11 protein-coding genes and 1 pseudogene are annotated in these 15,728 nt (G+C 28.8%); 9 read left to right on the top strand and 3 right to left on the bottom strand.

The genetic code is table 11. From position 1 onward, the window contains the following. The first annotated feature begins 197 nt into the window (after positions 1–197). Both E6771_RS04390 and E6771_RS04385 read left to right on the top strand, forming a co-directional pair. Complete coding sequence (locus tag E6771_RS04390) at positions 198–479, top strand: hypothetical protein (protein WP_316089911.1); 282 nt, start codon at positions 198–200, stop codon at positions 477–479. A gap of 405 nt (positions 480–884) precedes the next feature. Next, a complete protein-coding gene (locus E6771_RS04385) occupies positions 885–1,952 on the top strand; it encodes an FAD-binding protein (protein WP_316089910.1) in 1,068 nt (355 codons plus the stop codon). Positions 1,953–1,997: 45 nt separating this feature from the next. On the opposite strand, the gene E6771_RS04380 is transcribed toward E6771_RS04385, so the two are convergent. The 3 genes from E6771_RS04380 to E6771_RS04370 all read right to left on the bottom strand — a co-directional run bounded on the left by E6771_RS04380 (position 1,998) and on the right by E6771_RS04370 (position 6,909). Continuing rightward, complete coding sequence (locus tag E6771_RS04380; protein ID WP_316089909.1) at positions 1,998–3,683, bottom strand: FAD-binding protein; 1,686 nt, start codon at positions 3,681–3,683, stop codon at positions 1,998–2,000. Between the two features lie 373 nt (positions 3,684–4,056). Beyond that, on the bottom strand, positions 4,057–5,733 hold the full coding sequence (locus E6771_RS04375) for an FAD-binding protein (RefSeq protein WP_316089908.1): 1,677 nt from the start codon (positions 5,731–5,733) through the stop codon (positions 4,057–4,059). Positions 5,734–6,051: 318 nt separating this feature from the next. Next, positions 6,052–6,909, bottom strand: coding sequence for a GGDEF domain-containing protein (locus E6771_RS04370; protein WP_316089907.1), 858 nt, complete (start codon positions 6,907–6,909; stop codon positions 6,052–6,054). Positions 6,910–7,398: 489 nt separating this feature from the next. Here E6771_RS04370 and E6771_RS04365 point away from each other — a divergent pair, with 489 nt between their 5' ends. From E6771_RS04365 to E6771_RS04335, 7 genes and pseudogenes are all read left to right on the top strand, one after another. Beyond that, entirely contained in the window at positions 7,399–8,025 is a 627-nt protein-coding gene (locus tag E6771_RS04365; protein WP_316089906.1) for a DAK2 domain-containing protein, read from the top strand. A gap of 27 nt (positions 8,026–8,052) precedes the next feature. Then, positions 8,053–9,054 (top strand): annotated as a pseudogene (locus tag E6771_RS04360) (dihydroxyacetone kinase subunit DhaK). A gap of 14 nt (positions 9,055–9,068) precedes the next feature. Beyond that, on the top strand, positions 9,069–9,947 hold the full coding sequence (gene lsrF, locus E6771_RS04355; protein ID WP_316089905.1) for a 3-hydroxy-5-phosphonooxypentane-2,4-dione thiolase: 879 nt from the start codon (positions 9,069–9,071) through the stop codon (positions 9,945–9,947). Between the two features lie 21 nt (positions 9,948–9,968). Beyond that, entirely contained in the window at positions 9,969–10,286 is a 318-nt protein-coding gene (locus E6771_RS04350; RefSeq protein ID WP_316089904.1) for a hypothetical protein, read from the top strand. 392 nt (positions 10,287–10,678) lie between these two features. Further along, positions 10,679–12,244, top strand: a complete 1,566-nt coding sequence (locus E6771_RS04345; protein ID WP_316089903.1) for a PTS transporter subunit EIIC — start codon at positions 10,679–10,681, stop codon at positions 12,242–12,244. Between the two features lie 27 nt (positions 12,245–12,271). Beyond that, on the top strand, positions 12,272–13,657 hold the full coding sequence (locus E6771_RS04340) for an adenylosuccinate lyase family protein (protein WP_316089902.1): 1,386 nt from the start codon (positions 12,272–12,274) through the stop codon (positions 13,655–13,657). 262 nt (positions 13,658–13,919) lie between these two features. Further along, complete coding sequence (locus E6771_RS04335) at positions 13,920–15,491, top strand: helix-turn-helix domain-containing protein (protein ID WP_316089901.1); 1,572 nt, start codon at positions 13,920–13,922, stop codon at positions 15,489–15,491. The last annotated feature ends 237 nt before the right edge of the window (positions 15,492–15,728 follow it).

Raw genomic sequence — 15,728 nt, 5'->3', positions numbered from 1 at the left:
GAGAATTATGTACAGAAATAAAGAAAAATAATTGGGGATTTTTGTAAGAAAGTAAAGATATTGTATGAAATTTAAAGATAAAGTTAAGAAGAATAACAGATTGAATAATATTTTTATACTTATAAAAATTAAGAAAAAAGGAAAAGTAATAAAATTTCTGAATAATATTATTAATTAAATTAAAGTAGGAGAAAATTATGAATATTGAAAAAAATCTTAAATACATTTTAGAAGAATATGAAGTAGAGGAAACAAAATTGGAAAGACTAAATAAATTTATTCTTAGTGATGAGTTCAAATTAAAAACTGATGATATGCAAAAAGAATTAATAATGAAGAAATTTGAATTATTAAAAAATTATATTGCAGTATTGAAAGAGCAGATAAAATATGATAAAGAGCTTCTTGAAAATGAAGCATGCTATATATCAAAAGATGGTGGAAGCTATGAAGAATTAGAGAAAAAATGTATAAAATAAATTGTAAATTTATATAAAATATTTAAAGAAATAAAAATATGCCAAACATATTATGAAATATCTAGTGTCAATAGTAAAAAATAGGAAATTTATATAAAAATATAAAAACTTTTTTGTATGAATTACTGTAACAAAATTTTTAAATATATTATAAAAAACCTTTGTGATGAGAAACAAAGGTTTTTTAGTTTTATATATTATATTTACAGAATGATTTATTTTATAATTTAAAAAAATTAATATGAAAAAAATAAATTATAGAAGTAAAATAAAAAATATTAGTATAAAAATATCGAAAGAAAGAGAGTGGTGAAAAAATATAAGATTTAAAAGTTTAGTATTTACTAGAATAATATAAACTATTATGGTATTATAAAATATACTGATAATTAGGAGAAAAGATAGATGATATATGATATAGTAGTGATTGGGGGAGGCCCAGCTGGAAGTGTTTTTTCAAGATTTATTGATAGTAAATATAGAGTTCTTCTTTTAGATAGAAGAGATTATAAAAATAAAGATAATAAAGTTATAAAATGCTGTGGAGGGCTTTTAGCACATGAAGCTCAAGCGGCCTTATCAGGACTGGGATATTCTTTATCAAAAGATGTATTAGTTTCACCTCAAGTATTTAATGTACAGGTGATAGACTATGACAATAATCTTAAAAAAAAATACTATAAGAACTATTTAAACTTTGATAGAGAAAAGTTTGATAATTATCTTTTATCACAAAGAGCTTCTTATGTAGAATTAGTTAAAGGAGCTTTATTTATAGATTATTCAGAAGATGAAAATGGTATTTATACAGTGATATATAGAATAGGTATGGACATTAAAAAAGTAAAAACAAAAATGATAGTGAGTGCAGAAGGAGCCAATTCTCTTATTAGAAAAAATTTGGATAGAGAGTCTAAAAATGATTATATAGCCATTCAGAGAGTTTACAAAATGAAAAAAGATTTTTCATATCATATGGCTATATTTGATAAAAATATCAACAATTATTATTCATGGATGGTGCCAAAAGAGAATGAGCTTATTTTGGGAACTATTCTAAAAAGAGGCAAGGATAGCTGGGATAAATTTCATAGATTGGAACAGAGAGTTAAATCAGAGGGAATAGACCTGAATGATATAATCAGAGATGAGGGAACTTTTATAAAAATTCCTAAATGGAATGAATACTTTATGGGAAAAGATAAAATAGCACTTATAGGTGAAGCAGCAGGACTTATAAGTGCCAGTTCATCAGAGGGAATAAGTTACGCTCTTATCAGTGGTTATTATTTAGCAGATTCAATAAATAAAAAAGGAATAAAAGATGGAATTAGGGATTATCAAAAAAGAACTGGTAATATGAGAATGAAGCTAAATTTAAAAGTTCTAAAAGGGAAATTGATGTATAATTCTTTCATCAGAAAATTTATAATAATGTCAGGAATATTTTCAAATAAAGATTATATAAGATAATAAAAAGAGGCTGCCTAAAAAGAAACAGCCTCTTTAATTTATATATTATTTAGAGTTTTTTATAAAATCAGCAGCATTTTGACCTGCAATACGTCCAAATACAACAGCAGCACTATAAGCTCCAGTTGTATTAGTAACCTCACCAGCAGCATAAAGTCCTTTCACTGCATGTCCATCCTTATGAAGCACTTCAGCTTTTTCATTAGCAGCAACTCCACCTTTTGTCATATGTATAGCAGATTCTACCTGCACACCATAGTAAGGACCTTCAGTTTTAAATTCTTTTTTAGTAGGAGTTTCTCTAAAAGCATCTTTAATTTCACCACGAACAGCTCTATTAAAATCAGCTACAGTTTTTTTAAGATTTTCAGCTGGAATATTTAATTTTCCAGCTAATTCATCAAGAGTAGCAGCTTTTATATGAAGCCCCTGAGCTGTATGTTTTTGTAAACGATAACTAGAATCATAAAGATCCTGATCATAAATATAATAAACTTTACTTTCAGGTTGATCAAGGATTGTATAAGCTGTAGGAAGCCCAGACTGACTTTCATCAACAAATCTATCTCCGTTTTTATTTACAAATATGAACCCATCTCCAGCACCAGTAAGATCTCTAGTAGGATTTATTATTGTTTTGAACACACTTAAAACTTCCATGTTTTCCATTTTTAAATTATTTTTTTCAAATACAGGAATAAAATCTCCAGTAGCTCCCATTTGATTTGAAGTCTGAACTCTTTCAGAACCTGGAGCAAATCTGGCAAGATATTCTTTATTGGCAGAGAATCCACCAGTAGCAATAATAACAGCTTTGGCATTGATATTGTAAGTATTATTTTTTTGCTGAACTTTTACACCAACAGCATTACCATCTTTCATAATAACGTCAAGCCCTTTTGTACCTGTACGAACATCTACAGCTAGTTCTTTAACTTTCTTTTCCATACCATCTTGGATATGAGCACCAGCATAGGCATCAGCTTCTGCCATATGGTTTCTTAGTCCATAGTTGTAGTTAAGATTTACACCGAAACTTCTCAGCCATTCATCAAGAACAAATGCACCTTCAGCTTGTGCTTTTGTACGTTCAATAGTATCTCTTGGATTAGCTTTATCTTTAATAAAAGCTTCCACAGTATCATTTGTTCCATTAGCTTTTTGAGCTTTTGAATTAATCATATCAAAGAAGTTCATATCAAATTTTCCATTACCACTGAGGATATCCATTTTTTCAATAATAATTACATTTTTTACACCTGATTCTTTGGCAGATATAGCAGCAGCAAGTCCAGCAGGTCCTCCTCCAATGATTACAAGATCAGTATTTACATCTTCCAATACAGCAGCAGGCTGTTCAGGTGCCTGAGTTTTAAAAGTAATTCTTCCAAAATCTACACCATTTTTTTTCATTGCATCAGCAACAGCTCTTTTTACTGCAAAAGATGTATAAGATGCACCAGATACACTGTCAACAATAGGTGACTGAGCTTCAAGTATTCTTTGTTTAATAACAGGAAAAGCTCTGTCCATTAAATGAGAAGTTTCCTTATGAGAGATAAGTTTAATATCCTCAATTTTTTTCCCTTCAGTTACAACTTCAATTTTAATATCTCCGCCAAATCCTGATGCAGCAGCTTCAGTAGTAGTTTTCTCAGCAGCAAAACAGCTGAAAGCTATAAGAAGTGTTCCCAGAACAACAGAAGCAGCTAATGAAGTTAATTTTTTCATTTTAAATCCTCCTTAGATGTTGTATTATATTGAAATTTAATGTTAATATATAAGCTTATCTTATATATTAAGGACATTATATATTTGTATTATAACCTGAAATTTATTAAAAGTAAAATTAAATTAGAATGGAATAAATATATATTATATATGAAAGTTAAAGAAGGGATTGGAAATAAAAAAAGAGAAGGATAAAAACTAGAATAAAATTTAGAAATTAGAAAGGTTTATGTAATTAATGAAGTAAGTAAAACATAAAAAACAGTCAATTATTTTTCTATGTTTTATGAACGAAATTAATAATAAACCTTTCTGCTGGAAAAATTCTAAAATTTTATTTCATGTGCAATTCAATCTCTTTTAAAATTAATATTTACTTGTTAATATATTTTGCAGCTTCCTGTCCTGCTATTCTACCAAAAATAATAGCAGCACTATAAGCACCAGAGTTACTATTAGCAACTTCTCCAGCTGCATATAAACCATTTACTATATTACCATTTTCATAAAGAATCTGAGTTTTTTCATCAGCGACAACTCCACCTCTAGTCATATGTATAGCAGATTCTACTTGTACACCATAATAAGGTCCTTCACTCATAAATTCTTTTTTAGTAGGATTTTCTCTAAATGGATCTTTAATTTCACCACGAACAGCTTTATTAAAATCAACTACAGTTTTTTTAAGATTCCCAACTGGAATATTTAATTTTTTAGCTAATTCATCAAGAGTATCAGCTTTTATATGAAGTCCTTGAGCTGTATGTTTTTGCAGACGGAAACTTGCATCATATAATTTTTGATCATAGATGTAGAAAACAGCAGAATCAGGTTGATCAAGTATTTTTTGTGCAGTAGAAAATCTAGTAGCATAAGTAATACTTTCACTTGTGAATCTTTTTCCATCTTTATTTACAAGAATAAATCCATCTCCCCCACCAGTTAAATCTCTTGTTTGTCTGATAATGAATGGGAATATATTTAAAACTTCAAGATTAGCAGTTTTTATATTATTTTTTTCAAATACAGGAATGAAATCTCCAGTAGCCCCAATTTGATTTGAAGTTTGAAAAACTTCTGACCCAGGAACATATTTCTTAAGAAGTTCTTTGTTGGCAGAGAATCCACCAGTAGCAATAATAATAGCTTTAGCATTAATATCATAGAAGCTGTTTCCATTCTGTACTTTAATCCCAGCAGCTTTTCCATCTTTCATAATAAGGTCAAGTCCCTTTGTTCCAGTACGAACATCTATACCTAATTCCTTAACTTTCTTTTCCATACCATCTTGAACATGAGCTCCAGCATAGGCGTTAGATTCTGCCATATGTCCTCTTTTTCCATAGTTATAGTTTAATTTTACACCAAAACTTCTCAGCCATTTATCCAGAACAAATGATCCTTCAGCTTGTGCTTTTATTCTTTCAGGAGTATCAAGAGGGTTGCTGTTGTCAGCAATAAGAGCTTCAACAGTATCATTTATTCCTCTGGCTTTTTGAGCTTCTGAGTTAATAAGATCATAGAAATTCATATCAAATTTTCCATTACCACTAAGAATATCTAATTTTTCAATAAGAATGATATTTTTTAGTCCAGCTTCCTTAGCAGATATGGCAGCAGCTAATCCAGCAGGTCCTCCTCCAATGATTACAAGATCAGTATTTACAGCTTCAAGATTAGTAGCTGGCTGTTCAGGTGCTTTAGTATTGAATCTGATTCTTCCAAAATCTTTTCCATTGGCTTTAAGAGCTTCAGCAACAGCTTTTTTAACTCCAAAAGAAGTATAAGAGGCACCAGACACACTATCAACAACAGGTGATTGAGTTTTTAAAATTCTTTCTTTCAATATAGGGAAAGCTCTTGATATTATATGAGAAGTTTCAGAATCTGAAACAAGTTTAATATCTTCTATTTTTTCCCCATTTGTTAAAACATCAACTTTGATTTTACCAGAGAACCCATCTCCAACCCCAGATGTAGTTACAGTCCCAGTTGCAAATATAAAAGCACTGATAAGTAAAAATAATACAGATGTAAATAATTTTTTCATTTGTTTATCTCTCCTTTTAAAGATTTATAGAATATCAACAACTAATCGTCTTAAATGTTGTGACATGCTAAAGTATTATAGTCTATAAAATGAAAAAAGTAAATTTTAAATTTTTGTTTATACAAATATTTTAAAATTAATTGCTGCCTATAAATAAAAAATGAATGATACAAAGCATAAAAAAAATTTTTCCAGTAAAATAGTTATTTCTAATTTTGTTTATAAAACATAAAAAATATAGGAATAATAGCTGTTAGAATTAACAGCTACTTAAATTACTGGAAATATAATCTAGCTTTTAATCAATCATTTTATAAGTTATTCATTATTTAATTTTCTGGATTTTCTTTCCAACTTATCTTTATACATCTTTTTATCAAGTGCAACAAGGGTTCTTTCTATACTATGACCAAGCAATTCTACACCATAGCTGAATGAAAGATATTCATATTCAGAGTATGTTTTCTCAAATAAGTTTCTTGAATTTTCTAATATTTCAAGAATTTTCTCTTCTTCGAAAGCATTTGAAAATACAGCAAGAAATTCATCTCCACCTATTCTTATGACAGTTGTAACACCATGTATATTTTTCTTAATAAATTGAACAAATCTTTTGAGAATTATATCTCCAACAAGATGTCCTTCATAATCATTTACCATTTTAAAATTATCTAAATCTATAATAGCAATATAATGTCCAAAGAATAAATCTTTATTCTCAGTAAGATATCTTCTGTTAAATGCACCAGTCATATAATCTGTCAGAGCAGAATAAAGATTGCTTTGATTTTCTTTATAAAGGCTGGTTATATCATAAGATATAGTAAAAATATGAGGTTCATTTTTAATAATTACTCTATGTTTAATAGTATCCAGAAATTGAGTATTTTCAAAATTTTTTTCTTTGTCTTCAAATTTAATCACTTTTTTTATCATTGCAGTAGATGGATCACTGTTTTGTAGATCTATAGAACTATCATGGCATTGTAAAAATGCAGAAGCAACATTATCAGAGACTAGAGCAGCAAGTTCAATATTAGTTTTTCCAATTGGTTCAACATCTGTATATTTTCCAATCCAATCACGAAAATTCTTGTTTATATAAATAATTTTATGGTTTGCATCTCGAAGACTTATAAATCCTGGAAATGTAGTAATAAAAAGTTTTTCTAACATATTCATCCTTTCTTTCATAAAAAATTCTTTGTTTAAAAATTTACTGAAATAAATATTATTTATGAAAAATAATTGCTTTTATTATGAAAATAATATAAAATTTTAAAAATTTCATTTAATATCTTTAAATGGTAATTAGTTGTATTGTATCAGAATTTTTTGATAAAGTCTTGAAAAAATAAAATAAAAAATTAGTTAATAGATAAATACGATTTTATAAATATAAAGGCTAAGTTTCTCTATACCATATTTTTTTAGAAATTAATTTTTTAAATTTATACCTACTTTGTGAGAAAAATGAGAGAAAATTTTTTGCAGAAAATTTTACATGTTATATTAAGGAAGCAAAATAAAATATATAATGAAAATATTATATTTCAATAAATAACTATATCGTTCATAAAAAAATCAAATTAATCTTTTTATATTCATTGACATTTGTAATTACATATGATAATATTTGAATAAAGAAGTATGGAGGTGTCAAAATTGAAGATTAATAGAAAAGATATTAAAAAAATGTTTCTGACATCATGTGAGTTTTTAAAAGCCAATGCTGATGAATTATCTGAAATTGATTCTAAGTTTGGTGATGGAGATCATGGAATAACTATTGTAAAGATAGCAAATGCTATAGAAAAAGATATAGAAAACTGGGATTCAGGAACAAGTATAAAAGAATTTATAGATGGTCTTGGAATGAGTGCCATGGGAGTAAATGGTGGATCAGCAGGTCCTCTTTGGGGAAGCTGGATATCTGGTTTAGCTGTTGGTATTCCAGAAGGGGAAGAGGAACTGGATGAACAGATTATAAAAGATATGTTTGCAGCTTCACTAGAAGAGATGAATGATGTATCTGGAGCAAAAGTTGGAGATAAGACTATGATGGATACATTTATACCAGCAGTGGAAGCTATTGCAGTTTCTGATTCAGATATCAAAGGAATGTTTAAAGAAGCAGCAGCAGCAGCAGAACAGGGATGTGAAGATACTAAAAATTACATCTCAAAATATGGAAGAGCTAAAAGTTATAAGGAAAAAACTCTTGGGTTTAAAGACGCAGGAGCAGTTTCAATGAATCTTTTATTTCAGGGATTTGCAAAAAGTTTTGAATAAAATAAATTAACAGGAGGGACTTTTATTATGAAAATGAAAAAATTCATCAATGATCCAAGTAATTTAACACAGGAACTTTTAGAGGGATTGGCACTTTCTAATCAAGATATTATTGAATTGACTGAGGGAACAAGATTAGTGGTAAATAAAAAATTAAAAGATGCAGATAGAGTGACTATAGTAACTCTTGGTGGAACTGGACATGAACCTGCTATCAGTGGGTTTGTTGGAGAAGGAATGGTAGATATTTCTGTACCTGGAGATATTTTTGCTGCACCTGGACCACAACCATGTTTTGAAGCTATCAAAATGGCTGACAAAGGTAAAGGAGTACTTTTTGTAGTATTGAATCATGCTGGAGATATGCTTACAGCTAATCTCACTATGAAAATGGTAAAGAAAGAAGGATTAAAAGTAATTAAAGTAGTTACTCAAGATGATGTAGCTAACGCACCTAGAGAAAATGCTGATGACAGAAGAGGATTAGTTGGGTGCGTACCACTATATAAAATTGCAGGAGCTGCAGCAGCAGAGGGAAAATCTTTAGAGGAAGTGGCAGCAATAGCTCAAAAATTTGCGGATAATATGGCAACAATAGCAGTAGCAGCAAAAGGGGCTACTCACCCAAGTACAGGAGGAATTATAGCTGAACTTGATGAAGATGATATGGAAATAGGAATGGGACAGCATGGAGAAGGTGGAGGAGGAAGAATGCCTCTTAAAACTGCTGATGAAACATCTCAAATCATGCTTGATGCTCTATTAAAAGATTTGGATATTAAAGCTGGTGAAAAATTATTATTAGTAATTAATGGAACTGGAGCAACTACTCTTATGGAGCAATTAATAGTATTTAGAAAATGTTAAAATTATTTGAAAGAAAAGGGGATAGAGGTTGCAGCTAATGCAGTTGGTGAATTGTTAACAGTTCAAGAACAGGCAGGCTTCCAAATGATGATAGCAAGAATGGATGATGAACTTATCCATTATTGGAATCAACCTTGTAAAACACCATATTTTAAAAAATAAGTGAGGTAAAATAAATGGCAGAACAATTTGGAAATAAAGTAGCAAAAGATTATATGACAAATACCCCATTTGAAAACAATAAATCATTTTATGTAAAGGGTATGGAAAATATGGATTGGGGTATGAAGTCACGTCTGGCTAAAATATTTAATTCTAAAAGTGGCAGAACAGTTATGCTAGCTTTTGATCATGGATATATAATGGGATCAACTGCTGGATTGGAAAGATTAGATTTAGCTATTCCACCTTTGGCAGAAGAGGTAGATGTTTTTATGGCAACTAGAGGAGCTATGAGAACTTGTATTCCTCCTTATTTTGATAAGGGATTGGCTCTAAGAGTTACAGCAGGAGGCTCTGTTCTTGATGAGGATATGAGTCATGAAGTAATAGGAGTAGATATAGAAGATGCTATTCGTATGAATGCAACATGTATGGCTGTACAAACCTTTATAGGGGCGCCGGGACAGAAGGAATCTATAGCTAATCTTACAAAGGTTATAGACATGGGAAATAAGTATGGTATACCAGTAATGGGAGTAGTGGCAGTTGGAAAACAAATGGAAAGAACAACTAAATATTTTCTTCTTGCAACAAGAATTCTTGCAGAGTTGGGAGCTCATATAATCAAAACATATTATTGTGAAGATTTTGATAAAGTAGTAGCAGCCTGTCCTGTGCCTATTGTAGTAGCTGGAGGAAAAAAACTTCCTGAAGATGAAGCATTGGAAATGACATACAATGCAATTAGACAAGGAGCAGCAGGAGTAGATATGGGAAGAAATATATTCCAAGCTGAAGATCCCAAAGCTATGGCTAAAGCAGTAGCAAAAGTAGTTCATGAAAATTATACTGGTAAAGGAGCATATGATTATTATTTGAGTATTAAAAAATAAAAAATTTTGAGGAGGAAAAATATGGAATTTGTACATATAGGAGTTCCTACAACAGAGATAAAAGAGAATGAAATATACTTAGCACCTTTGAAAGTGTTTGTAACAGTTGCTGATAACCATGAATATAAATTTGAATATTTAAGATATGAAAGTGGAACTCCACTTCCAATAGAAATGCAGCATCAGCCTCATATAGCTATAAAAGTAGCATCTATTGAGGAAGAAAAGAAAAAAATGGATAGAGTAATTTTTGATACTTTTGATGCTGGGGATATAAATATAGCTTTTGCTATTAAAGAGGGAGTAATCTTTGAGTTGATAGAGGAAAAAAATAAATAAAAAAGTAATTTTATAAAAGAAGGAGCTGTTACAGATTAGTAATTTATCTTACTGATTTCTATAGCTTCTTTTCTTTTTCTAATTTTTTACTTGGTATTTATTTTTTAATTATTTAAACTGCTTTTAATATAAGTATATTATCTCTATTTTTATAACAAAAGAAGAAACTGACATAAAAAATTTTAAGTCAGTTTTTTTGTAATTGAGTTATTTTAAATTTATAATAATCACTTTAATTTATAAGTTTTCTAAAATTTCTGTATGAGAAATATAAAAAATTTAAAAGGCAACTTTGTGTAAAAAAAATCCTGTTGAAAGTGACCTTGAAGAAATTATCAAAATAAACTAAACTGAAATTATAAGAAAGATATATAAATATAAAGGGGGACTTTATGAAAAATAGTTTTAAAGATAATGTGCAAGTCTTTGGTAGATCACTGCTTCTTCCAATAGCAGTAATGGCTCCAATAGGGATGGTAATGGGGATAACAGGGGCATTGACTCAAAGTTATATGATTTCAAGATTTCCATTTTTGGGAAATGAATTTTTAAATATGCTTATCAATAGTTTAAAAAGTATAACAAGTGTTGTTTTTGATAATATTCCTTTATTATTTGCAATGGGAGTTGCATATGGTATGTCTAAAAAAGAAAAGGGTATAACTGTATTTGCAGCTGTTTTAGCATATCTTACTTTAAATATTGTAATGAATGTATATTTAAAGGCAACAGGACTGCTTGTAACTAAAGGAATGTCACAGGTAGGGCAGGGGATAGTTTTGGGAATACATACATTAAAAATAGATGCTGCTGGGGGTATTATAAGCGGGCTTGTAGCTGCAAAGATAACAGACAGATTCTATAAGCTTGAACTTCCATTGGCTTTTGCTTTTTTCAGTGGGAAAAAATCAGTGCCTATTATAACATTTATGGTTATGATACCAGTAGGAATTGTAGTGCCAGTTGTATGGGGAGTAATTACAAAGATTCTTTTAAAATCTTCTTTTATATTTATGAATGATAAATTTGGTTTGGCAATCTATTGGTTTATGCATAGATCACTTATTCCATTTGGACTTCATCATGTACTTGCCTCTATAGTAAGATTTACAGAAGCAGGAGGAACTTACATGATAGAAGGACAGGCATATATTGGAATATTAAATGCTGTAAATCAAGTATTATTTGTATTAGGACCTCAAAGCCCTTATTGGAATGAACTTATGCCTAAACTAACAAGTTATTTAGGAGCTGGACAAATGCTTACAACTTTATTTCGAGTACCAGCAATAGGACTTGCAATGTATCATACATCTTATGCTCAAAATAAAAAAATAGCAGGAGGAGTTATTCTTACAGTAGTACTTACAGCTTTTTTAGGAAATGTGACAGAACCATTAGAATTTTCATTTTTATTTATAGCACCACAACTTTTTGTTGTTTATGCAATACTTTGTGGAGTAATGGCACTTCCATTGAATTTTTTAAATGTATCAATTGGATATATTAGAGGAACTATATTTGACTTTGGAATATTTGGACTTCTCTATGAAAATACACACTGGATACAACTTGTTATTTTAGGACTCATAAACTTTGTAGTATTTTATGCAGTATTTAGATTTGCAATTATAAAATTTAATCTTGAAACTCCAGGCAGAGAACAAGGTGAAATGGAAGATAATAGGAATAATCAATATTTAAAAGAGAAACAATATGGAAAAGTAGCTGAAATAGTAGTAGAAGGGCTTGGAGGAAAAAATAATATAATAAGCGCAGAAAACTGTATTACTAGATTGAGAGTAGATATAAAGAATAAAGAATTAATTAATCAAATAAAATTAAAAGAAGCAGGAGCATCAGGAATATTCTTTCCACAGGAAAATCATATCCATGTTGTATTTGGTCCATATGTAGAGTTTGTAAAAAATGCTGTTGATGAATATCTTAAAAAATAGGTAAAGATATGATTTTAGGAGGAAAATATGAGAGCACTTTATGATTCAAAAAGTAAAACAATGAATTATTTTGGTATAAAAGAACTAATGTCTAAGGAAGCGAAGTATCAAGTATGGTTAGATATAGAAGCTGCTTTGGCAAAAGCTCAAAGTGAATTTGGAATAATACCTAAAAAAGCAGCTGAAAATATAGGAAAAGCAGCTAAAATAGAATATATGGATTTTAAATTAATGGATGAAATATATAAAAAAATAGGGCATGGTTTTGTTCCGTTTATAAAAGTTTTTATAAAAGCTTGTGATAAAATATCAGGAGAAAATGAAAGCTCAAAATATATTCACTATGGAGTAACTACCCAAAATATACAACAGAGTGGGCAGCTTATTATTTTAAAACAGCTGCATGAAAAATATCTTTTAATTTGTTCTAAAATATTAGAAAATCTGGCTAAACTTGCTGAAGATAATAAGAATTCAGTAATGGCTGGAAGAACACATGGAAAACATGCCATACCAATTACATATGGCTATAAGGTATCAGTATGGATAAGTGATATACTAACAAGTATAGAAAGAATGGAAGAAGTAGAGAAAAGAATTTTTAAAATAATGATGGGCGGAGCAGTTGGAGCTTTTAATACAGCAGGAGAGATTGGAAGAAAAATTCAGAACAGAGTAGCAGAAATACTTGAAATGTATTCTATGGAAGTACCTTCTAGAAATATTACAAGTCATAAAGAAGAATATATAATGATAATGGCTCTTTTAGCAAATAACTGCCACAAAATAGCAGAAGAAGTATACAGTACTTCAATAGAAGAATATGGTGAAGTATCAGAAGCTTATGAAGCTGGAACAATTGGAAGCAGTACAATGCCACAGAAAATAAATCCAAAGCTTGCCAAAGGAATAATAGCAAACTCACAAAAACTTTACTCAATAGTGCCAATGGGATTATATTCAGGGAGCAGACCTTTTGAAGCTGATAGTTCATCATATATGCTTTTTGATGCAGCTTTGGAAGAAACTATGGAATTGACAACAGAGATATTATTAAGAACAGAGGAACTCACTAGGACGGTACAGGTATTTAAAGACAGAATGTATCAGAATACCCTTAATAATAAAGGATTAGACAATAGTGAATATATTATGATGAAGATAGCAGAAAAGTTAGGAAAAGACAAAGCTCATTCAATAATTTATAAATTAGCTATAAAATCAGAAACTGAGCATAAAGATTATTTACAATTATTAAAAGAAGATGAATTACTTTCATCAATTTTTGATGAAAATGATATAAAAAATCTTCTTAAACCTGAAAATTATATAGGACTATCTTCCCAATTAGCAATAGAAATGGCAGAGAAAGCAAGAAAAAAAGCAGTAAAAATTAAAAAATATAAAGTATAAATAAGCTTTAAAATGTGATAAAATTATTAGTAAATCCCAAAATTATAGATATTTTTTTAGAATTAAAATATGAAGAAAATTATTATAGTTTTGAGTAAAATTTAAAATATCAAAAAAGCAGTAATATAATAAATATTGTAAATATTTCAGCTGTATCTAATTATCCTTTTTTAGTGATATTTAGATATAGCTAATTTCATTTTCTAAACTCTATACATAGATTGACATCTATGATACTATTTAAATATAATCTTATCAAGAGGTGAGGGAGTTGAGTATAAATAAATCTGAACTTAAGCTTTTAAAAAAGATACAAGAGAAAAAATCTTTTGATTTAAAAAAATCAGAAGAAGTATTTAAGAAAAGTGAAGTAAGTTTAAAAAGAAATATAATCAATCTCAATAGTTACCTTTCTGATGAAAAAAAAATAAAAATAATAAATAATACTGTAACAGCAGAAATAGATTATAAAGATTACATAAAATTTGTGAATAAGCTTTCTTTAAATGACTATATAATCTCACAATGGGAGAGAGTTAACCTTATGATAGTCTATTCTTTTTTTAATGAAATATTAAATATGACAAGTTTATATGATAATTTGGGAATCAGCCTTACTACTAAGAAAAAAGACAGCAAAGAATTAAATAATATGCTGGAATCTAATGAACTGAAATCTGAAATAGTGGCAAAGAAAGGAATAAAAGTTGTGGGAAATGAGAGAAATTATCGTATTCTTATAGCTTCTATATTGTCAGATGTATTTGATCTTGATTTTGATGACAGCCTTATAAATAGAAAAGCAAATAATCCTTTAGAAAGAATGATATTCAATTATTTTATAGTCAAGGGAGCTAAGGAAATAAGCAGAGCAAAATTTATATTAAATGACTTTTTAGAGAGGAATAAATTAAGAATATCTTATTCTTCAAAGAAATTTATCTATATTTATATTGCTTTGAGTTTATACAGAATAAATAGAGAACATAACATAGAGGATAAGACTATAAAAAATATGATAAAAATTAAGGAGTATAATATATTGGGAGATAAATTTGAAGATAATTTTTTGAGTTATCTAGTATCTTCACTTGATTATACTGCTAGTTCAGAATATATTATCAGTGAGGAACTTAAAAATCTGACTGAAGAATTTATAGAAAAAGTGCAAAGTAAAGTGATAACACAGTTTTATAATTATGATCAGCTGTTTAGTGAAATATATTGCTATATTCATAAATCATTGATAAGAAATAGTTTTAAGTATAGTTTTTATGATAATAATATTGAAAATACAAAAAATGTATATACAAGTCTGTATGATATAGTAAAAGAGTCTATAGATACTATTGAAGAAAAGTATTGGATATATTTCACTCATCAGCAGATATCTGCAATGACCCTTATATTTAGAAAAACTGTTATGAAGAATAAAGTTCTTGGAAGAAATAGAAAGAAAATAGTGATAGTGAGCAACTCAGCAATAGAAAAAATAGATTTTTTTGTGGAGATACTTAAAATATATACTGATGTGGATATAGTTTTAAAAATAAATATAAATGAACTTTATCTGCTGAAAGATGCAGAATATGATTTGATAATAACTTTTTCAAATAGAATAAAATCACTTCTTGAATTTAATGGTTATGAAAATGTAAAGCTTAATTTTTATCTTGGAAATGAAGATGTAGAGAAACTGTTTTCATTGGGAGTTTCCACTGGAAGCAGGAAAATAAAAGTTAATAGTTTTATAGAAGAAATAAAAGGGAAAAATGATAAAGAAATTAAAGATATTTTATTAAATAAATATGAACATTATTTTTTGAATTCATAATAAAGTGGTAGCTGAAAATTAGTCTAATTTTCAACTACCACTTTATTTTAGAATATTTTATCTAACTGAGTCATAATCTATATGTACTTTTTCATCAGTTACTTTAAGCTTGAAGATAACAGACCACAGTCTCTCAACTGCAGAATAGCAACTCTAGGTTTTCTTATTTAGTCTTTGTAATAGAAAACATTATTTCCAGTATTACAAGCTGCAGGAAAAGCATATTGATAAATAACT

The sequence above is a fragment of the Fusobacterium sp. genome (genome assembly GCF_032477075.1).
Taxonomy (GTDB): domain Bacteria; phylum Fusobacteriota; class Fusobacteriia; order Fusobacteriales; family Fusobacteriaceae; genus Fusobacterium_A.
The sequence above is the reverse complement of the archived record's forward strand: the minus strand, read 5'-3'. Positions and strand labels throughout refer to the sequence as shown.

Bases quoted from the DNA above. Each gene is read 5' to 3' on its own strand.
- E6771_RS04385 (WP_316089910.1), top strand. From the start codon at position 885: ATGATATATGATATAGTAGTGATTGGGGGAGGCCCAGCTGGAAGTGTT.
- E6771_RS04345 (WP_316089903.1), top strand. From the start codon at position 10,679: ATGAAAAATAGTTTTAAAGATAATGTGCAAGTCTTTGGTAGATCACTG.
- E6771_RS04350 (WP_316089904.1), top strand. From the start codon at position 9,969: ATGGAATTTGTACATATAGGAGTTCCTACAACAGAGATAAAAGAGAAT.
- E6771_RS04390 (WP_316089911.1), top strand. From the start codon at position 198: ATGAATATTGAAAAAAATCTTAAATACATTTTAGAAGAATATGAAGTA.
- lsrF (WP_316089905.1), top strand. From the start codon at position 9,069: ATGGCAGAACAATTTGGAAATAAAGTAGCAAAAGATTATATGACAAAT.
- E6771_RS04375 (WP_316089908.1), bottom strand. From the start codon at position 5,733: ATGAAAAAATTATTTACATCTGTATTATTTTTACTTATCAGTGCTTTT.
- E6771_RS04380 (WP_316089909.1), bottom strand. From the start codon at position 3,683: ATGAAAAAATTAACTTCATTAGCTGCTTCTGTTGTTCTGGGAACACTT.
- E6771_RS04370 (WP_316089907.1), bottom strand. From the start codon at position 6,909: ATGTTAGAAAAACTTTTTATTACTACATTTCCAGGATTTATAAGTCTT.
- E6771_RS04340 (WP_316089902.1), top strand. From the start codon at position 12,272: ATGAGAGCACTTTATGATTCAAAAAGTAAAACAATGAATTATTTTGGT.